General features: G+C 65.7%; 16 protein-coding genes. 7 read left to right on the top strand and 9 right to left on the bottom strand.

Annotated elements, in window-relative coordinates; translation table 11 throughout:
• The first annotated feature begins 102 nt into the window (after positions 1-102).
• Both hrpA and C8J98_RS19775 read left to right on the top strand, forming a co-directional pair.
• Positions 103-4,002 carry an ATP-dependent RNA helicase HrpA gene (gene hrpA / locus C8J98_RS19780; protein ID WP_107915266.1) on the top strand — a complete coding sequence of 1,300 codons (3,900 nt, stop codon included), beginning with the start codon at positions 103-105 and terminating at the stop codon, positions 4,000-4,002.
• Positions 4,003-4,024: 22 nt separating this feature from the next.
• The gene (locus C8J98_RS19775) at positions 4,025-6,133 is read left to right on the top strand and encodes a bifunctional (p)ppGpp synthetase/guanosine-3',5'-bis(diphosphate) 3'-pyrophosphohydrolase (protein WP_107915264.1); all 2,109 of its coding nucleotides are present in this window, start codon (positions 4,025-4,027) and stop codon (positions 6,131-6,133) included.
• 95 nt (positions 6,134-6,228) lie between these two features.
• Here C8J98_RS19775 and C8J98_RS19770 read toward each other — a convergent pair whose 3' ends face one another.
• The gene (locus C8J98_RS19770; protein ID WP_107915262.1) at positions 6,229-6,807 is read right to left on the bottom strand and encodes a YggT family protein; all 579 of its coding nucleotides are present in this window, start codon (positions 6,805-6,807) and stop codon (positions 6,229-6,231) included.
• Positions 6,804-7,628 carry a pyrroline-5-carboxylate reductase gene (gene proC, locus C8J98_RS19765; protein WP_107915260.1) on the bottom strand — a complete coding sequence of 275 codons (825 nt, stop codon included), beginning with the start codon at positions 7,626-7,628 and terminating at the stop codon, positions 6,804-6,806. Before proC ends, C8J98_RS19770 begins: the two co-directional genes overlap by 4 nt.
• 118 nt (positions 7,629-7,746) lie before the next feature.
• Between proC and C8J98_RS19760 the strand changes: the two genes are divergently transcribed.
• The 4 genes from C8J98_RS19760 to C8J98_RS19745 all read left to right on the top strand — a co-directional run bounded on the left by C8J98_RS19760 (position 7,747) and on the right by C8J98_RS19745 (position 11,598).
• Positions 7,747-8,784, top strand: coding sequence for a type IV pilus twitching motility protein PilT (locus tag C8J98_RS19760; protein ID WP_063573399.1), 1,038 nt, complete (start codon positions 7,747-7,749; stop codon positions 8,782-8,784).
• A 133-nt stretch (positions 8,785-8,917) separates the two neighbouring features.
• Entirely contained in the window at positions 8,918-10,081 is a 1,164-nt protein-coding gene (locus tag C8J98_RS19755; RefSeq protein WP_046968457.1) for a PilT/PilU family type 4a pilus ATPase, read from the top strand.
• Positions 10,082-10,136: 55 nt separating this feature from the next.
• Positions 10,137-11,123: an RHS repeat-associated core domain-containing protein gene (locus C8J98_RS19750; RefSeq protein ID WP_158272766.1), complete on the top strand. Its 987-nt coding sequence runs from the start codon at positions 10,137-10,139 to the stop codon at positions 11,121-11,123.
• On the top strand, positions 11,116-11,598 hold the full coding sequence (locus tag C8J98_RS19745) for a hypothetical protein (RefSeq protein ID WP_107915258.1): 483 nt from the start codon (positions 11,116-11,118) through the stop codon (positions 11,596-11,598). The genes C8J98_RS19750 and C8J98_RS19745 overlap by 8 nt, the downstream gene beginning before the upstream one ends.
• Before the next feature lie 70 nt (positions 11,599-11,668).
• Here C8J98_RS19745 and C8J98_RS19740 read toward each other — a convergent pair whose 3' ends face one another.
• From C8J98_RS19740 to C8J98_RS19720, 5 genes are all read right to left on the bottom strand, one after another.
• On the bottom strand, positions 11,669-12,034 hold the full coding sequence (locus C8J98_RS19740) for a BON domain-containing protein (protein ID WP_107915257.1): 366 nt from the start codon (positions 12,032-12,034) through the stop codon (positions 11,669-11,671).
• Positions 12,035-13,028: 994 nt separating this feature from the next.
• Positions 13,029-14,777 carry a hypothetical protein gene (locus tag C8J98_RS19735; RefSeq protein WP_107915256.1) on the bottom strand — a complete coding sequence of 583 codons (1,749 nt, stop codon included), beginning with the start codon at positions 14,775-14,777 and terminating at the stop codon, positions 13,029-13,031.
• Positions 14,778-14,844: 67 nt separating this feature from the next.
• Complete coding sequence (locus C8J98_RS19730; RefSeq protein ID WP_107915254.1) at positions 14,845-15,771, bottom strand: aspartate carbamoyltransferase catalytic subunit; 927 nt, start codon at positions 15,769-15,771, stop codon at positions 14,845-14,847.
• Between the two features lie 34 nt (positions 15,772-15,805).
• On the bottom strand, positions 15,806-16,225 hold the full coding sequence (ruvX, locus tag C8J98_RS19725) for a Holliday junction resolvase RuvX (RefSeq protein ID WP_107915252.1): 420 nt from the start codon (positions 16,223-16,225) through the stop codon (positions 15,806-15,808).
• Positions 16,226-16,237: 12 nt separating this feature from the next.
• The gene (locus tag C8J98_RS19720; RefSeq protein ID WP_107915250.1) at positions 16,238-16,804 is read right to left on the bottom strand and encodes a YqgE/AlgH family protein; all 567 of its coding nucleotides are present in this window, start codon (positions 16,802-16,804) and stop codon (positions 16,238-16,240) included.
• 92 nt (positions 16,805-16,896) lie between these two features.
• Here C8J98_RS19720 and C8J98_RS19715 point away from each other — a divergent pair, with 92 nt between their 5' ends.
• Entirely contained in the window at positions 16,897-17,223 is a 327-nt protein-coding gene (locus C8J98_RS19715; RefSeq protein WP_107915248.1) for a hypothetical protein, read from the top strand.
• 271 nt (positions 17,224-17,494) lie between these two features.
• Here the strand turns inward: C8J98_RS19715 and C8J98_RS19710 are convergent, their stop codons facing one another.
• The gene (locus C8J98_RS19710) at positions 17,495-18,355 is read right to left on the bottom strand and encodes an energy transducer TonB (protein WP_107915241.1); all 861 of its coding nucleotides are present in this window, start codon (positions 18,353-18,355) and stop codon (positions 17,495-17,497) included.
• Complete coding sequence (gene gshB / locus C8J98_RS19705) at positions 18,352-19,293, bottom strand: glutathione synthase (RefSeq protein WP_107915239.1); 942 nt, start codon at positions 19,291-19,293, stop codon at positions 18,352-18,354. Before gshB ends, C8J98_RS19710 begins: the two co-directional genes overlap by 4 nt.
• Positions 19,294-19,306: the final 13 nt, after the last annotated feature.

The raw sequence follows: 19,306 nt of genomic DNA, 5'->3' as shown, positions 1-19,306 counted from the left end.
GGTTTTTTCTTTCTTCGAGCGAAATTTTAACGCGCGGCCCGGCCCACGTGAAATGAAACGTTCCGATGCCGTCGATAGACGCACGCTATTATTGGCGTTCCCATGAGTACCTCTACAAGCCCTGCACGACACCCGTCCCCGGATCCGCGCCTGCGCGAGCTGCGCGAAGCGCTGGGCCAGGTCACCAGCCGCGACTACGGCCGCCTGTCCGGCCGCTGGCATACCCTCTCGCGCAAGCCGGACGCCGCGAAGATCGACGCGCTCGGCAAAGACATCGCCGTCTCGGTGGCGCGCCGCGCGGCGCGTGCGGCGTCCAAGCCGCCGATCACGGTGGATGCCTCCCTGCCAATCGCCGCGCGGGCCGAAGACATCATCAAGCTCATTCGCGAGAACCAGGTGGTGGTGCTCGCGGGCGAGACGGGGTCGGGCAAGACCACCCAGTTGCCTAAGCTGTGCCTGGCCGCCGGCCGCGGCGAAGCCGGCCTGATCGGCTGCACCCAGCCGCGAAGGCTCGCCGCACGTTCGGTGGCGACCCGCGTGGCCGAGGAGCTCGGCACGCCGCTGGGTGACAAGGTCGGCTTCCAGGTCCGTTTCACCGAGAAGGTCTCGGACCAGGCCCTGATCAAGTTCATGACCGACGGCATCCTGCTGGCCGAAACCCAGTCAGATCCCTGGTTGTCGGCCTATGACACGATCATCATCGACGAGGCGCACGAGCGCAGCCTCAACATCGATTTCCTGCTCGGCTACCTCAAGCGGCTGGCGCAGCGCAGGCCCGAGCTGAAGATCATCGTCACCTCGGCGACGATCGACACCGAGCGCTTCGCCGCTCATTTCAGCGATGCGCCCGTGGTCGAGGTCGAAGGCCGCACGTATCCGGTCGACGTGCGCTACCGCCCGCCCGGTGAGCGCGGTGAGGGCAATGTCGCCCAGATGATCGCCGACGCGATGGACGAGATCACCCGGGAAGATCCTCGCGGGGATGTCCTCGTGTTCCTGCCCGGCGAACGCGAAATCCGCGATACCCACCTGCTGCTGTCGCGCAAGCAGTACCGCGAAACCGAGGTGCTGGCGCTCTACGCGCGCCTCTCGGCCAACGAGCAGGACCGCGTATTCAAGCCGGGAACGAAGCGGCGCATCGTGCTTGCCACCAACGTCGCCGAGACCTCGCTCACGGTGCCGCGCATTCGCTACGTGGTCGATCCCGGCACGGCGCGGGTGAAGCGTTACAGCCAGCGCAGCCAGCTGGAACGTTTGCACATCGAGCCGATTTCGCAGGCCGCGGCCAATCAGCGCAAGGGGCGCTGTGGCCGCGTGGGTCCCGGCATCTGTTACAGGCTCTATGACGAAGCCGATTTCAACCTGCGCCCGGCCTTCACCGATCCGGAGCTGCTGAGGTCGTCGCTGGCCAACGTCATCCTGCGCATGCTCGCGCTGGACCTGGGCGACGTCGAGGAGTTTCCCTTCCTCGAGGCCCCCGATCCACGCGTGGTGGCCGACGGCTACCGTCGTCTCGCCGAGATCGGCGCTATCGATGAAAGCCAGCGCCTAACCGAGATCGGCCGTACCGTCGCCCGCCTGCCGATCGACGTGCAGCTGGCACGCATGCTGGTGGAAGCACGACGCCTGGGCAGCCTCGCCGACCTCATGACCATCGTCGCGTTCATGAGCATCCAGGATCCACGCGAGCGTCCTCCGGAGGCGCGCGGCCAGGCCGATGCGGCCCACGCCCAGTTCGCCGATCCCAGGTCGGACTTCGTGGGCGTGCTGAACCTGTGGCGCGCCCACGGCGAAGCGGCCGAGGAGCTCACCTCGTCCAAGCTGCGCGATTGGTGCTCGCGACACTTCCTCAGCTTCATGCGCATGCGCGAGTGGCGTGAGCTGCACCGGCAACTCGCGCTGGTGACCCGGGACCTTGGTTGGTCGACTGCCGCGGCGGCGGCTGGCGCCCTCGAAGGCGACGCCCTGTTCGAAGCCGTCCATCGCAGTGTGCTCGCCGGCCTGCCGACCCAGGTCGGTCACAAGGACGAGAAGGGCATCTTCCGCAGCACCCGCGAACGCCGCTTCCAGGTCTTTCCTGGATCGGCCCTGGCAAAGGCGCCGCCGGCGTGGCTGTTCGCCGGACAGATCATCGATATCGGCGGGAAGGTGTGGGCCATGATGTGCGCCCGCGTTGATCCCGCCTGGATCGAAACGCAGGCCAGTCACCTGGTGCGCGCCACGGCACGAGACGCGCACTGGTCGCGCAAGCGCGGCACCGTTATCGCCTACGAGCAGGTCACCCTGTTCGGCCTGGTGCTGGTCGAGCGTCGTCCCGTGACGTTCCATAAGCAGGATCCGCGACTGGCCCACGAGATCTTCGTGCGCGAAGCGCTGGTTCGTGCGGATATCGACAGCCGTGCCGATTTCGTTCGCGCCAACGCGCGCGTGCTCGAGCAGGCCCACGACATCGAGGCGAAGCAGCGCCGTGCCGGCCTGATGCGTTCGGAGGAAGAGCTATCCGCGTTCTTCGAAGGCAAGCTGCCGGAAGAGATCGCCGACGTGCGCGGACTCGACGCGTGGTACCGCAAGGCGGCGCCCGGCGAACAGGCCGCCCTGCGCTGGACGCTCGCCGATGTCATGGATAGCGGCACCGGTCTCGACCCCAAGGCTTTCCCGGCGTCGCTCGATATCGACCAGCACCGATATCGACTGGAATACCGCTTCGTCCCGGGCGATCCCGCCGATGGTGTCACCATCCAGGTGCCACTCGCCTTCCTCAACGCGTTGCCCATCGCTCGCGGCGAATGGCTGGTGGGTGGCCTGGTGGTGGACAAGGTCGCGGAACTGATTCGTGCCCTGCCCAAAGCCTTGCGCCGCAATTTCGTGCCGGCCCCGGACTTTGCCCGCGCCTTCGCCGAAGCGGAGGCGCCGCGTGACGAGCCGCTGGCCAGGGCGCTGGCGCGTTTCCTCAAGCGCGCGACGGGCGTCGACGTGGATCCCGCCGCGTTCGCTGGCGCCGAGCTGCCGCCGCACTTGCTCATGCGCTATCGCATCCATGACGAGAACGGCCGCACGCTGGCCGAAGGCCGCGACCTGGCGGAGATCCGGGCGCGCTGGGAGGGCAAGGCGCGCGAGGCGTTCTCGCGCAAGACGGACATCGAGCTTACTCGTGAAGATATCGCCGCCTGGGACTTCGAATCGATCCCGAAGGAAGTGCGCTCCGAAGGTGGACTGACCGCGTATCCCGCGCTCGTCGACCTGGGCGAGGCCGTGGCCTTGCGCGTGTTCGAGCGCGCCGACGAAGCGGCCGAGGCACACGTGGGCGGCGTCGAGCGCTTGCTGCGCCAGGCGCTGGCGCCGGAGTTCAAGCGCGCGCGCCGCCAGCTGCCGATCGCTAATCCGCTGTCGCTGAAGTACGCGCCGATGGGCAGCGTCGAGGGCCTGCGCGAGGATCTGGTCGAAGGCGGATTCAGCGACCTGATCGCCGAGCGCCGCCTGGATGCGCGGACGCAGGGCGAATTCGAAGCGCTGCACGTGCAGCTCGGCCGGGAGCTGTTCGGCGCCGCCATGGCCCGACAGAAGGTGGCCGAGCCGATCATCGAGGCCCAGGCCGAGCTGAAGCCGTGGATGGAGCCACCCCTGATGGGTTTCGCCAAGGCTAGCTACGACGACCTGCGCGAACAGCTCGCGGCCCTGTTGCAGCCCGGTTTCCTGCGTGAACTGCCGACTTCGCGCCTGGCTCACCTGCCGCGCTACCTCAAGGCCATGCGCCTGCGCGCCGAGCGCCTCCGGCAGGACCCCGCGCGCGATCAGTCGCGTATGCTGCAGGTGCTGCCTTACTGGCGCGCATTGCTCAATGCGGGGGGTACTGCGCTGGACGCGGTGGTCTGGAGCGAACTGCGCTGGTTGCTGGAGGAATGGCGGGTATCGCTGTTCGCGCAGGAGCTGAAGACCGCCGAACCGGTGTCGGCCAAACGTCTTGCACGTGCGTTGGAAGTGGCCCAGGCAACGCAACGATGACCACCGAAAGGACGACGCGACGATGAGCGAGCAACGCTCCCCCGACGCCAGGGCAACGCCGATGCCGTTGACCGAGCGTGCGCGCGAAGCCTGTGCCTTGCTGCCCGTGGCGGCACGCGCGGAGGCGGAAACCGTCATCGAACTGCTGCGCCTGCTCGGCTGCGACGACGAAACCTGCGCGTCGGCGCTGTGGTTCTCACTGATCAACGGCCTGCCGGGCGCTGCCGACGAGGCCGCGAAAACGTGGAAGCCCTCGCTTCGCCGCCTGATCGAAGGGCAGGGCGAGGCCGAAAAAGTCTGGGCCCTGCATGCCCAGCGCGGGCCGGTCGGCGGCGCCGAAGGGTTGCGCCGCCTGCTTCTGGCGATCATCCGCGACCTGCGCGTGGTCTTTGTACTGCTCGCCCGCCAACTTGCGGCCATGCGCACGGCCATGTCGTTGCCGGACCATGAGCGGCGCGAACTGGCCCAGCTCACCTCGGACATCCACGCGCCCCTGGCCAACCGGCTGGGTATCTGGCAGCTGAAGTGGGAGCTGGAAGACCTCGCCTTTCGGTACCTCGAACCCGACACCTACCGGCGCATCGCGCGGTTGCTGGATGAGCGCCGCGCGGACCGTGAGACCTTCATCGCGTCGAGCCTGGCCACGCTACGCAGCACGCTGGAAGGTGCGGGCGTGCGTGCCGAACTGGCTGGACGGCCAAAACATATCTTCTCCATCTGGAAGAAGATGAAGAAGAAGGGGTTGGAGTTCTCCGACCTCTACGACATCCGCGCGGTGCGCATCCTGGTCGACAGCGTGGCCGATTGCTACGCCGCGCTAGGCCTGGTGCATAGCCTGTGGCCGCATCTGCCCGGCGAATTCGACGACTATGTCGCTCGCCCGAAGGGTAACGGCTATCGCTCGCTGCACACCGCGGTGATGGGCCCGGCGGGCAAGACGCTCGAGGTGCAGATCCGCACGCACGAGATGCATCGTGCGAATGAACTGGGCGTGGCCGCCCACTGGCGCTACAAGGAAGGCGGCGGTGCCGACGCGGAGTTCGAGGCGAAGATCGCCTGGATGCGCAAGCTGCTCGAGCCGCGTGGTGAAGACGAAGCGGCGGAGCTGGCAGCCGGCTTCGAAACCGAGTTGATGGAAGACCGCGTCTACGTGCTCTCGCCCAAGGGCGAGGTGATCGACATGCCGCGCGGCGCCACCGTACTCGACTTCGCGTACCACATTCACACCGAGGTCGGGCATCGTTGCCGCGGCGCCAAGGTCAATGGCCGTATCGTGCCGTTGACCACGCAGCCGCGTAGTGGCGACAGCATCGAGATCCTCACCACCAAGAGTTCCGAGCCGAGCCGCGATTGGCTTTCCTCGCACCACGGCTACCTCAACACGTCACGCGCCAGGGAAAAGGTGCGGGCCTGGTTCCGGCGCACCGCGCACGATGCCAACATCGTCGCCGGCAAGGCGGCGCTGGAAAAGGAACTGCGCAAGCTGGCGCTCGACGATGTCGACCTCGCCAAGCTGGCCACGCACTTCCGCCTCAAGGGTGTCGAAGAGCTTTTCGTCACCATCGCGCTGGGCGAGGTCTCGCTGGGGCAGATCGCACGCTCCTTGCAGGAGCCGGTCGAGCAGGGCATCACCCAGTCGGGCAATCCCGTGGCGTCGCGGGCGGCACAGCACGATCGTGGCGCGCTTTCCATCGAGGGGGTCGGCAACCTGCTGACCACCCTGGCGCGCTGCTGCCAGCCCCTGCCCGGGGATCCGGTCCGCGGCTTCATCACCCGCGGGCGCGGCGTTTCCGTCCACCGGGCCGACTGCGCCAGCCTGTCACGCCTCGCGCGGAAAAATCCCGAGCGGGTGATCGAGGTGAGCTGGGGCAGGGTGGAAGTGCAGAATTACGAGATCGACATCGAGCTGCGCGGCTACGACCGCAAGGGCCTGCAGAAAGACGTCGCGACCACCATCAGCAACACCGGTCCGCACATCGTCGCATCCTCCAGCCGCGTGCACGTGCAGACGGGCGAGGTGGAGATGCGTTTCACGCTACGGGTGAAGGACTACGAGCAGCTGTCGATGTTGCTGGGACGACTGGGCGCGTTGCCTAACGTCACCGATGCCCGACGCCTCGGCGGCCGGTAACTTGTGGGAGCCGCTTCAGCGGCGATAGGGTGCTTGCCTCAACCTGGCCCGCTGCCGCGGGATCGCCGCTGAAGCGGCTCCCACAGAGTGAGGTCCTAGAGGCCACCCATCATCATGGCGAGGCCCCAATCCTTGATCGGTGCCGCCACCAGCATGCGCGCCAGGATCAACCCGAGGATGACGATGGTCGGCGAAAAATCCAGCCCGCCGATGGTCATGCGGCCGCGCAGCGGGCGCACCAGCGGGTCGGCCAGGCTGGTCACCAGGCGCGCCAGGGGGTGGTAACGGTCGGTCGAGAGCATGCTCATCAGCGACCAGACGAAGACCAGCACCACCCAGGTCAGCAGGAAGAAGTCGAGGGTTTCGCCGAGGCCGGCGACGACCAGGCCGAGCACGTTCGGCAGGATGCCGGCCATCGCCAGGATGAGCAGCCACTTCACGCACTCGAGCAGGAAAACGACCAGCAGCGCGCCGGTATTCACCCGGCGCACGCTCGGTAGCAGCTTGCGCACAGGGCGCAGCACGGGATTGGTGAAGCGGTAGATGAACTGGCAGATCGGGTTGTTGAAGTCCGCGCGGAACGCTTCGGCCAGCAGGCGCAGCACGAAGAGGGTGACGAGGGCCCCGAAGATAAAGTTCAGGATCAGGGAGCCCGCGTTGGTCAGGTAGTTCACGTGTTCGATTCCATGTCTTCGGAAAGTTCAAAGCCGCGGCGGCGTGCGGCGTCCACGGCGCGCGCCACGATGGCAGGGAAGCCGTCGGCGCGGAAGCTGTCCAGCGCCGCCTGGGTGGTGCCGTTGGGCGAGGTGACCCGCTGGCGCAGCGTGGCCGCGCTTTCGCCGCTCTCGATCAGCATACGACCGGCGCCGAGCGCCGTCTGCGCGGCGAGCGCACGGGCGGTCTCACGGGAGAGGCCTTGAGAAAATGCCGCATTCTCGAGGGCCTCGACCATCAGGAAAAAGTAGGCCGGGCCGCTGCCGGAGAGGGCGGTGACCGTGTCGAGCTGGTCTTCCTCGGGCACCCACACGGTGAGGCCGGCAGCGTCGAGCACATGCTGGGCCTGGGCGCGCTGCGGCGCACTGACCCGGCCATTGGCGAACAGTGCGGTTGCCCCGGCACCGATCATGGCCGGGGTGTTCGGCATGCAACGGACCACGGGCAGGGCGCCGTCCAGCCAGCGCTCGATCTGGGCGATGCGGATACCGGCAGCGATCGAGATGATCACCGGCCGGTACTTCTGCACCGCGGGACGCAGCGACCGGCAAACATCCGCCATCATCTGCGGTTTTACCGCCAGGACGAGGATCGAGGCGCCCTCTGCGGCGTCAAGGTTGTCGGTGTAGGTAGCCACGCCGTATTCGCGTGAGAGCTCCTGAAGCGCCTCGGCGCGCGGTTCGGCCACGGCGATACCGCCCGGCTGGGCGCCGTGGCGGATCATGCCGGCGATCAGCGCCGTGGCCATGTTGCCGCCGCCGATGAAGGTGATCCGATTCATGGGGGGGTGTCCGCTCCATACGCGACGTCTTTCACAGTCGTCGAAGCATATATGGTGCCGCGCCTTGCCGCCGACCCCCGGGCGTGTTTACCTATGCCCACAAAGATAGGGGACCCTAATGGATATCGCCGAACTCCTTGCCTTCTCAGTGAAGAACAAGGCCTCCGACCTGCACCTCTCCGCGGGACTCCCGCCGATGATCCGCGTCGACGGCGACGTGCGCCGGATCAACATCCCGGCCCTGGAGCACAAACAGGTCCATTCGCTGATCTACGACATCATGTCGGACAAGCAGCGACGCGACTTCGAAGAGTTCCTCGAGACCGACTTCTCGTTCGAGATTCCCGGCCTGGCTCGTTTCCGCGTGAATGCCTTCAACCACAACCGCGGCGCGGGCGGCGTATTCCGTACCATTCCCTCGGAAGTGCTCTCCCTGGAAGATCTCGGTGCGCCGAAGATTTTCCGCGAGTTGATCGAGCAGCCGCAGGGGCTGATCCTGGTGACCGGTCCGACCGGCTCGGGCAAGTCGACCACCCTCGCGGCCATGGTCGACCACATCAACAAGACCGAATACGGCCATCTCCTCACCGTCGAGGACCCGATCGAATTCGTCCACACCTCGCAGAAGTGCCTGGTCAACCAGCGCGAAGTCCACCGCGACACCCATGGCTTCAACGAAGCCCTGCGTTCCGCGCTCCGCGAGGATCCGGACTACATTCTGGTCGGCGAGCTTCGCGACCTGGAAACCATCCGCCTGGCCCTGACCGCCGCGGAAACCGGGCATCTGGTGTTCGGAACGCTGCATACCTCGTCGGCGGCCAAGACCATCGACCGCATCATCGACGTGTTTCCGGCCGGCGAAAAGCCGATGGTCCGCTCGATGCTCTCGGAATCGCTCCGCGCAGTCATCTCGCAGTCCCTGCTGAAGAAGGTCGGCGGGGGCCGCATCGCCGCCCACGAGATCATGACCGGCATCCCGGCCATCCGTAACCTGATCCGCGAGGACAAGGTCGCCCAGATGTATTCGGCGATCCAGACGGGCCAGCAGTACGGCATGCAGACCCTCGACCAGAACCTCCTGGACCTGGTCAAACGTGGCCTGATAACGCGTCAGGAAGGGCTGATGTACGCCAAGAACAAGGAAAGCTTCCGCTAAGCCCGTCCGGCGGCCGTTCCTGCCACCCGGCAGGACGGCCGCAGACCGTGAAGGCGGTCGCTGCAGGGCCCTCCGCAGCGGTATATGATCGCCCCAGGGGCGCCGGCCCGGTCCGGCCATGGGGACATACGCGATGAGCGACTTCGATTTCACCTCTTTCCTGAAGCTGATGGTGCATAAGCAGGCATCCGACCTGTTCATCACCGCCGGCGTCGCGCCGTCCATGAAGGTCCAGGGGCGCATCGTCCCGATCACGCAGAGCCCCCTGTCCGCGCAGCAGTCGCGCGACATGGTTCTGAACGTGATGACTCCCGCCCAGCGCGAGGAGTTCGAAAAGACCCACGAGTGCCAGTTCGCCATCAGCGCCTCCGGTGTCGGCCGCTTCCGTGTCTCGTGTTTCTACCAGCGCAACTGCGTCGGCATGGTGCTGCGCCGGATCGAGTCGAAGATCCCGACCCCGGAAGAACTCAACCTGCCGCCGGTGATCAAGCAGCTGGCGATGACCAAGCGCGGCATCATCATCTTCGTCGGCGGTACCGGTACGGGTAAGTCCACATCGCTGGCTTCGATGATCGGCTACCGCAACCAGAATTCCACCGGTCACATCATCACGATCGAGGATCCGATCGAGTACGTGCACAAGCACGAAGGCTGCATCGTTACCCAGCGCGAACTCGGCATCGATACCGACAGCTGGGAAAACGCGCTGAAGAACACGCTGCGCCAGGCGCCGGACGTGATCATGATCGGCGAGGTGCGTACGCGCGAGACGATGGAACACGCGATCAACTTCTCGGAAACCGGCCACCTTTGCCTGTGTACGCTGCATGCGAATAACGCCAACCAGGCGCTCGACCGTATCCTGCACTTCTTCCCGGAAGACCGCCGTAGCGCGCTGTTCATGGATCTGTCGCTCAACCTCAAGGGCATCGTCGCCCAGCAGCTCATTCCCACGCCGGACGGCAAGGCCCGTCGCGTCGCGGTGGAAGTGCTCCTCGGCACGCCGCTGGCCCAGGACTACATTCGCCAGGGCGAAGTGCACAAGCTCAAGGAGCTCATGCGCGACTCCAACCAGCTCGGCATGCGCACCTTCGACCAGAGCCTCGTGGAGCTCTACCACGCGGGTGAGATCTCCTACGAAGACGCCCTGCGCCACGCCGACAGCTCGAACGAAGTGCGCCTGCGCATCAAGCTTGCCCAGGGTGGCGACGCGCACACGCTCTCGCAGGGGCTGGAAGGCGTCGAAATCGACAAGGCCAACGACAAGCAGACCTTTGGCGGGATGCTCTCGCGCTGAGGGGGAAGCGGGAAACATGACGCGATACCGACAGGCTGTCGGGGAAGGGGGATCTGTGTGGCGGAAGTTCAGGACCTCGTGCGCTGTAGCACGCGCACCGCTGTATCTGGCAGTACTGGCACTGATCGCAACGGTCGGTGCCTCATCGATCGCATCGGCGACCACGACAATCACCTACTACTACACGGACGGTCAGGGCTCCGTGCTGATGAAGACGGACACTTCGGGAAACCCCTCGACGAGCAGCGATCGTCGTCCCTATGGGGCGACCGCCTTCGGCGAGCCGGGGGACGGGCCTGGGTTTACCGGGCATGTCGAAGACCCTGAGTCATCGCTCGTCTACATGCAGGCGCGATACTACGACCCCGATGTAGGTCGGTTTCTCAGTGTTGATCCGGATGCACTCGCCGCTGGCGATGTCGCGTCGTTCAATCGATACGCATACGTCAACGACAACCCCGCGACACGCACCGACCCAAGTGGCCGGCGCTCGGTTTACGACGCGGGTGGCGGGCCCATGAACGACGTGCTGCCGTGGTCGCGTGATCACTATGGTCCGTCCGGCGTAGGTGGCGCGGACTCGTGTTCCGTCTGTGTCGACAAGGGCGCTGGCGATACGAAGTCGACTAAGGACGATTCCTCGTCAGCGCTGTCGTACGCCGAGATCGCCGATATCGTCAAGGCGAACAACAGGTCGGGGCAGTCGGACGAAATCGTCATCGCCGTGGCCTGGAAGGAATCCAACTTCGATCCCGGGAAGAGGTCGTCGACGTCGACGGCGACCGGCCTTATGCAGATGACCAAGGGCGCGACAAAGGAAGTCGGCTATAAGCAGTCGGAGATGACTGATCCGGCGAAGAACATCCAGGCGGGGACCACCTATCTTCGCTCGCGCATCGCCCAGCGCGGCGGTAATCTGGTCTCTGGGTTAAACGGGTACGGAACCGGCCGAGGCTATGCCGATAACATCATCCAGGCGGCGACGGCCCTACGACAGCATCCGGAGGACAGCAGTGCGATCCTGTCTCAGATTCATGACTAGCCTGGCAATTACGTTGCTTGGCGGCACCGCGCTTGCCGGCAGCCAGAGCCATCTGATTGAGCGCGCGCGCACAGGGCTCGAAACGGGGGTGTATCAGTTCGACGTACTCACCGGGAAGAACGGTAATCGCAGGATCGACATTCGCTGCGTCGACGAATGTAGTGCGGACGCTGCCCTCTACAACGAAGATACCGATTTTCAGCCGGTCTACGCGATGGTTCCGAAGGACGGAAGTCCCCGTTTCCTCAGCCTGTGGACATCAGGTAGTGCCCTGAGGGTCATGGTGCACGGCGTGGATGGCGGGAGGCCGAAGAAGCTCCTTGAAGTGGGCTCGCGTATCCCGCCCGCGGTGTCACTCGATGCGAAGGGTGACGAAGTGTTCACGCTGTGCGACGAGGATCATGGCTGCACCGAGTACCACTGGTCGGGCGATCGATACGCAGTACGCCGAATCGGGGACTGGAAGGCGCCGTGATCTACCCCGGACTGTTTGCCCAACAAAAAGGGAGCCTTTCGGCTCCCTTTTTGTTGGGTCCTAACGAGATTTACTTGGCAGCGGCCGACACAGTCAGGCCGCTCGCGTCGACGCTCTTCACACCCTTGACCGCCTTGGCGATCTTCTCGGCACTGCTCTTTTCCTTCGCCGTGGCGACCGTGCCGGTCAGGGCGACAACGCCCTCGGTGGTGGTCACCGAGATATCACTGCCCTTGACGGCCTTCTTGGTCGCGAATTCCGACTTCACCTTGGTGGTGATCCAGGTATCGTCGGTCTTGCCGGCGACGGTCTGGTTGTCAGCCTTCGCGGCGGCCGGGGTGGAGTCCTGGGCATTCACCTGGGCGAACGGGACCGTACCGAGACCGGCGACGAGGGCAGCGGCAAACAGGGCCTTGCGGAGGTTGGCATGGTTCATGGTGAACTCCTTTTTACGAATCTGATGATGGGACTGGGGAACGGCGCCACGGGCTGTGGCTGCCTGTCCGGGACCTATGGAAACAGCGCTTCCGTGAACGATTTGTGCCCAAACAACAGCTTCGTTCAGGAATTGCCGAACACACGCACAAGCCCCGTGCGGCCCCTTGTGGGAGCCGCTTCAGCGGCGATAGCCAGGTTCCGTCAACCCCATCGCCGGCATAGCCGGCTACTACATGAAGCCAAAAAAAGTTTCATCGCGAAATTCCGGGGACGCCGCTGCGGGCGCGGACGTAGCGGCGCAGAGCCTTCGGTGACGTAGCGGAGCAGAGCCTTCGGCGCCCACCCTCGCTGCTCAGACAGTCCTCCGCGTTTCGTAGCGGAAAGGCCGCTGCGCGGCCCGTGTTCTCACTGGCCTACGGCCGCTCCACTTGTGCGGAACTCGCCTCGAGGGTGGGCACCGAAGACTCTCCCGAGCCCTGAGGTTCGCGTGGGTCGAGCCAAAGCGCGCGGCGGCATCGTCGGCCAGCACGCCGGCACAGGCGCGAGGAAGGTGTTGGGCAACCGGCTGCTAGCAACCGCGTCCGCATCGTCCCGGTGTTCCGGGAGCGGCCGGGGCCGACGACGGCCCACGCAACGGATCTCCTTCCACTCAACCGTATCGTCGTGAGAGACCTTGGTGTCCACCCTCGAGGCGAGTTCCGCACAAGTGGAGCGGCCGTAGGCCAGATAGATACATGGGCCGCGTCAGCGGTCTTTCCTTCTCGAACGCGGAGGACTGTCTGAGCAGCGAGGGTGGGCACCAAGGTCTCCCCCGCGAAGCGCCCAAGTGTAGAGGGCGACGGCGCAGCCGAGCTCGCGAGGCCGAAGGCGAGCGATGTGCGAGGTGCGAAAGAATGCCCGGCCTGAGAGCCGGGCGCCCGGGCCCCGGTTAATCACAATGAACCAAAAAAAAGCGCCCCGGAGGGCGCTTTCGTCACGCATGTTGCGAAGGCTTACTTGTATTCGACCGCGCCAGAGATAACCAGGCCCTTCTCTTCCATGTGGGCTTCGCCGGTGACCTGGACCACGCGGGTGGCTTGCGCCTTCATCGCGTCGAACTGGGCCTTGGAGCGCAGGGCCGCGGCTGTGTCATCGGCCTGGCTGTCCGGAGCGCCATCGGCGCCCGCAGCGGTGGTCATCGCGTTGGCGTAGGTCTGGGCCTTCTCGGCCATCACGTTCACCCACTGGCGGTACATGTCGCCGTTGAGGTGCATGCGGCTCAGGCGACCGGCGTCGCCGGTGCTGGCCATGAGCACTTCGTCGAGCTTGGCGTCTTCGCCTTCGCCTACGCCGATGGCAATAGCCTGACCGTTCATCGCGGCCCAGCCCGGCATGCCGAGCATGCCGACGATGTTCGCCGGCAGGGCGGCCGGCTTGCCGTCACCGGCCAGCTTGAAGTCACCGCCGAGCACGGCCTGGCCCATCGCGAGCAGACCCGGGGCATTGCGCGTGGCAAGCACGACGCGACCGGTGACCTGCGGGATCTGCGCGGCGGAAGCGGCCGGCTTGAACGAATCGATGACGATGCGCACGCCGCGGATGTCGCCGAACGGCGGGATCGCAGCCTGCTGCATGGTCGAGCCGAGCTTGGTGAAGCTGTCATTCATGTTGGCGAACGCCGGGCATTCGAACGGCTTCGCGGCGACGGCTTCCGACTGCGCCGTGACGAACGTGCGGATCTGCTCGACGGGCAGCGCGAGGCTGACGTCGAACGGCGCGCTGGCGTCCTGGCCGAGACCCGGCAGCTCCACCTTCAGGCCCGAGAAGGCCTTGGTGATGTCGTCGGCAAGAGCGATGTCGACGCGCTGGCTCTGGTGGTGCAGGTCGAGCTTGGTGTAGCCAAAGCTGATCGACGGAATGCGCGCTGCAATGCGCGAGGCTTCGGTCTGGCAGCTCGGTGGCAGCGCCGGGGCGGGCTCGCCGGTCTTGGCCGACTGCGCCTTGATGAAGGCGGCGAAGAGGGGATCCTTGCCCGTGGCGATCAGGGGCAGGAGGCGGGTGAGGTCCACCTGGCCGACAGCGTAATCCTTGTAACCCTTGTCCTTGGCCAGGTCGGCGAGGCGACCGTCTTCCTGCAGGCTCTTTTCCGGGCGATCGGCGCCAAGTGCCTGGCGGATCACCGGCTGTGCGGCGTCGGCCGGCAGCAGCGAGACCACGGCCTGCTTGCCCACGGTGGCGATGACCAGCTGGATGCCGGTGTCGGAAATGGCCACATGGCGGTAAGCCTGGCCGCCGGCGTCGGCGGTCTCCAGCTTCTTGCCATAGGCGGTCTCGAGGCGACCGACGAATTGTTCCCATGCGGCGGGATCGGCGAGCGAAACGCGCGCGACCGGGCTGAGGCCGATGCCGTAGATAGCCGAGCCGGTCTTGATGTCGAGGCCGAGATTCTTCAGCGCCGCTTCGGCGGTCTTGCCGTCGAATTCGGCAGCCACCGCCTTCATCAGGTGGGCGCCGTCCACGTTGCCCTTGGCTTCCATGTCCTGGGCCATGGCCTTCATCTGGGCGACCTGGCCGGGCAGCTCGGTGTTGACCTGGTTGAGCATGGCCTCATAGGCATCGTCGTCCAGCTTGTCGAGGCTGGCAGCTACGTACGGTGTATCGGCCGGCACGAAGGCCAGCGGGGCGTCCTTGTCCTTGTGGCCGCAGGCCGCCAGCAGCACGCTGGCGACGCCGAGCGCGATGAGTCGCTTCGTCGGTCGCATTTCGTATCCCATTGTTTGAGTTGTCCCTTGGTGCGGACATTATGCCGGAAGCGGGCCGGACGCGGGATCAGCGCCCCATCACTTCCGCCAGCACCGCCATCCGCACGAACACCCCGTTCCCCACCTGCTCGAGGATGCGCGACTGCGCGCCATCGGCGACATCCGTGGCGATTTCGATGCCGCGGTTGATCGGGCCGGGGTGCATGACCAGGCAGCCCTTGGCGGCGCGGGCGAGGCGTTTCGTGTCCAGGCCGAAACGCTCGAAATAGGCGGCTTCGTCTGGTAGGTCCGTGGTGGCCATGCGTTCTTTCTGAAGGCGCAGCATGATCACCGCGTGGGCGCCCTCGATGGCTTCGTCGAAATTGTCGTGCAGAGTCACGCCGTCCAGTTCGCCTTCGTTCGGCAGCAACGAAGACGGACCGACCAGCCGGACATCCTTCGCACCCAGCGCCGTGAATGCGTGGACGTCGGAGCGGGCGACGCGCGAATGGCGTACATCGCCGCAGATCACGATGCGCAGCTTGCGAAAATCCGGGTGATGGTTGCGGATGGTCAGTGCGTCGAGCAGGCCCTGGGTCGGGTGCGCGCGATTGCCGTCACCGGCGTTGACCACGGCCACGCCGCTCATCGCATGCTTGACCAGCAACTCGGGCGTGCCCGACTCCTTGTGCCGGACGATGATCGTGTCCAGGTGCATCGCTTCGAGCGTATGCAGGGTGTCGAACAGCTCCTCGCCCTTGGCCGTCGAGGAGAAGCCGATGTCGAAGTTGATCACGTCGGCGCCCAGGCGACGCGCGGCCAGCTCGAACGAGGTGCGCGTGCGCGTGGAGGGTTCGAAGAACAGGTTGAGCACCGTGCGCCCGCCCAGCAGGTCGAGCTTGCGCGTGCCATGCGCGGTCGCCTCGCGCATGCTGTTGGCGCGATCGAGCAGACGCTCGATGGTTTCGCGCGGCAGGTTCTCGAGGGTGGTCAGGTGGCGCAGGCGTTGTGACATGACGTCGACGTCCTCAAGGTGGAATAAAGCGGTTTCAGAACTGGGCGAGATGCGATTCGAGAATCACGGCGGCGGCTTCGGCGTCGATCGATTTCACGTCGGACTTCTTTCGCGTGCCTGCCGCGCGCGCGGCGGCAAAGCGACGCGCGGCTTCCTGTGAGCTCATGCGTTCGTCGGCGAAGGCCACCGGCAGGCCATAGCGTTCACCGATGCGTTCGGCGAAGCGGCGCGCGGTGCGCGTCATCGGTTGTTCCTTGCCGTCGTTATCAAGTGGCAGGCCGACCACGAGTTCCGCGGGTAGCCACTCGCGGCGCAGGTTATCCATGACCTGCCAGTCCGGCTCGCCATCGCGGACGGGGACAGCGGCAAGCGCACGTGCGGTACCGGTAAGACGATTACCGACGGCGACACCGACGATTTTCGTCCCGACGTCGAACCCGAACAGACAGCTCATCGCGCCCCGGACTCAGGCGTGGCCGGCATAGCCGGCGATCTGGGAGGGATCGGTCACGCCCAGCTTGCGCGTGGCGGCGGTCCAGCGTTCGTCGAGCGGCGTGTCGAAGATGATGCGTTCGTCGGCCCGGGTGGTCAGCCAGGCGTTGTCCATCACTTCCTGCTCGAGCTGGCCGGCTTCCCAGCCTGCGTAACCAAGCGTGACGACAGCGCGGCGTGGGCCTTCGCCCTTGGCCATGGCGACGAGGATGTCGCGTGAGGTCGTGACCGACCAGTCTTCATTGACGCGATAGCTGGAGTCCCAGTGGCCCGGCTCGCGGTGGAGCACGAAGCCGCGTTCCTGCTGCACGGGGCCGCCGATGAGGACCGGGTAGTCGGCGATTTCGGGATCTTCGCAGTCGAGTTTCATCTGCGCGAGTACGTCACCGAGACGGTATTCGGAGATCTGGTTGATCAGCAGGCCGACCGCGCCGTCTTCGCCGTGCTGGCAGAGAAAGGCGACACCGCGCGCGAACGGGGGTTCGGCGAGGGAGGGCATCGCGATGAGGAATTGCCCCGCGAAGGTGTTGGCGATCGTCATGGCCTCATTGTAGCCGCTACGAACATGACTCGTGCGCGAATGTTCAGCGCCATACGGCTACTTTGCAGGTCTATGCCGAAGGAGACTGTCAGATGAGGAAGATGATGTTTGCAAAGGTTTTTATCGTGCTCGCCGGAGGCTTCGTCACGTCGGCTGCACTGGCCTCATCGCCTGCCGCCTGGAAGGACTATGACCAGCGGCTGATAAAGGCCTGCATCGCCGCCAGCGGCCTGAAGGAGGTCAAGCCCGTCGGCGGCCCGATCCAGTACGACGACCGCGTACCGGTCACGGCGTTGGTCCTGGCGGGACGTTACCCGCAGAAGCATATGAACAACCGGCCGGGGCGCGAGCTTTGCGTTTGGGATCGGAAAGCGGAGAAGGCTTATGTGAGCGAGGCTGATCAGCTCTTGCCCAAGTAGGGGAAAGTGTGGGAGCCGCTTCAGCGGCGAAAAGCCAACGGAGCGGCATAGCCCGGACCTCGGCTCCCCAGAGGTTAACTGGCCCGCGGCCGCGGAATCGCCGCTGAAGCGGCTCCCACATCGCCGATGAATCGGCCCCCACATCGCCGCTGAAGCGGCTCCCACATCGCCGCTGAAGCGGCTCCCACATCGCCGCTGAAGCGGCTCCCACATGCCGCTGAAGCGGCTCCTGCAATCGCCGGCGTAGCCGGCTCCCACAGGGGCTTGCGTCTCAGTAATTCCGCAGCACGTTGCCCGGCAGGAACTGCCAGGTGCGCGTGATGTACAGCTCGTCCACCCGGGTCTTGTCCGTCGGCAGGGAGGGGAAGGGGGCGGCGAGACGCACGATGCGCTGGGCGGCCTCGTCGAGCAGCTTGTGCCCCGAGCTCTTGATCACGTCCATGCTCTTGATCGTGCCATCGCGGTTGAGGCCTACCGTGAGCACCAGTTCACCGTAGACGCCCTGGCGCCGGGCTTCGTCGGGATAATTGAGGTTGCCCACGCGCTCAACCCGGCCCACCCAGCCCGTCATATAGGCGGCGTAGACGTACTCGCGGGTGTTGGACGAGATGAATTTCTTCTTCGGGCGCTTGGCGTAGGCCTGGGACTGCTCGCGTACCTCGGCCGAGAGCCTGGCCATTTCCAGCTTGCGCTGCACGTCCTCGTCGGAGACCGGAACCGGGCGCTCCTTCTGCTCGGCCTGCTCCTTCGTGGAATCGACGGTGAAGCCCGTCTCGCCCGAGGTGGTGAGCAACTGGGCGGGCGTACGCTCAGTTGGCGCCGGCGCCTGTGCTTCCTTGGGTTGGGCCGTCACGCCCTGGTTGGGCGTGGGCAGCGGGCCGGAAACCGGCTCGGACGGTCGCGCCGCCTTGTCCTGGTCGCCACCGCCCGAATTGCTCGCCTGGGCCAGGAAGTCGGCCTTGTCCGGCTGTTCCTGGTTGGCGACGTCCACGAGGGTGACGTCGAGCGTGGGAACGCTCGGTTTGGGCTTCTCCGCGTCGAAGGTGATGCCAAGGATGACGACACCGTGCAGCAGCAGCGAAAACAGCAAGGTCGCGCCGAACAGGTCGGCACCGGTGGTGCGGGTCGTCATCGGGCCTCGATTGCGTCGAACATCAGCCCTGCGATGTTAATGCCGAACTGGGCATCCAGTTCGCGGATGCACGTCGGAGATGTGACGTTGATCTCGGTCAGGTAATCGCCGATGACGTCCAGGCCAACAAAACGCAGGCCGCGACGGACCAGTTCCGGGGCCACCTGGGCGGCGATCCAGCGGTCGCGGTCGGAAAGGGGGATGCCCTCGCCTCGCCCACCCGCCGCCAGGTTGCCGCGGAACTCGTCACCCTGCGGGATCCGGGCCAGCGCGTAGGGCACCGGCTCGCCGTCGATCAGGAGGATGCGCTTGTCGCCAGCGGCGATCTCGGGGATGTACTTCTGCGCGATAGCGAAGTGGCGGGCGCCGTCGAGCAGCGTTTCCAGCATGGAATTGAGGTTGGAGTCGCCGTGCCTGACCCGGAAGATGCCGCGCCCGCCCATGCCGTCCAGCGGTTTGAGCACGGCTTCACCATGCTCGGCGACGAACTGGCGCAACTGGCCGGCGTCGCGCGAGACCAGGGTCGGCGCGATGCACTGGGGGAAATCCAGGGCGAACAGTTTCTCGTTGCAGTCGCGCAGGCTGCGCGGGTCGTTCACGACCTTGCAGCCGGCCCGCTGGGCGCGCTCCAGGACCATGGTGTCGTAGACGAACTGGGAATCGACCGGCGGGTCCTTGCGGGCCAGGACGATGTCGACCTCGGCCAGAGGGCGCCAGGTGGGCTCGCCCAATGTGAACCAGCCCGTCGGGTCGTCCTTCACGGTGAGCGGGCGCAGGCGGGCCCAGGCCTCGCCATTGCGCAGCGCCAGATCGCCCTGCTCCATGTAGAGCAAGGCGTGGCCGCGGCGGGAGGCCTCCAGCAACATGGCGAAGGTGGAGTCCTTGGCGATCTTGATGGAACGAATCGGGTCCATCAGGACGGCGACGGAGAGCGACATGGGAGTGTCCCGG

This window comes from Luteibacter sp. OK325 (assembly GCF_003050935.1).
Taxonomy (GTDB): Bacteria; Pseudomonadota; Gammaproteobacteria; order Xanthomonadales; family Rhodanobacteraceae; genus Luteibacter.
The sequence above is the reverse complement of the archived record's forward strand: the minus strand, read 5'-3'. Positions and strand labels throughout refer to the sequence as shown.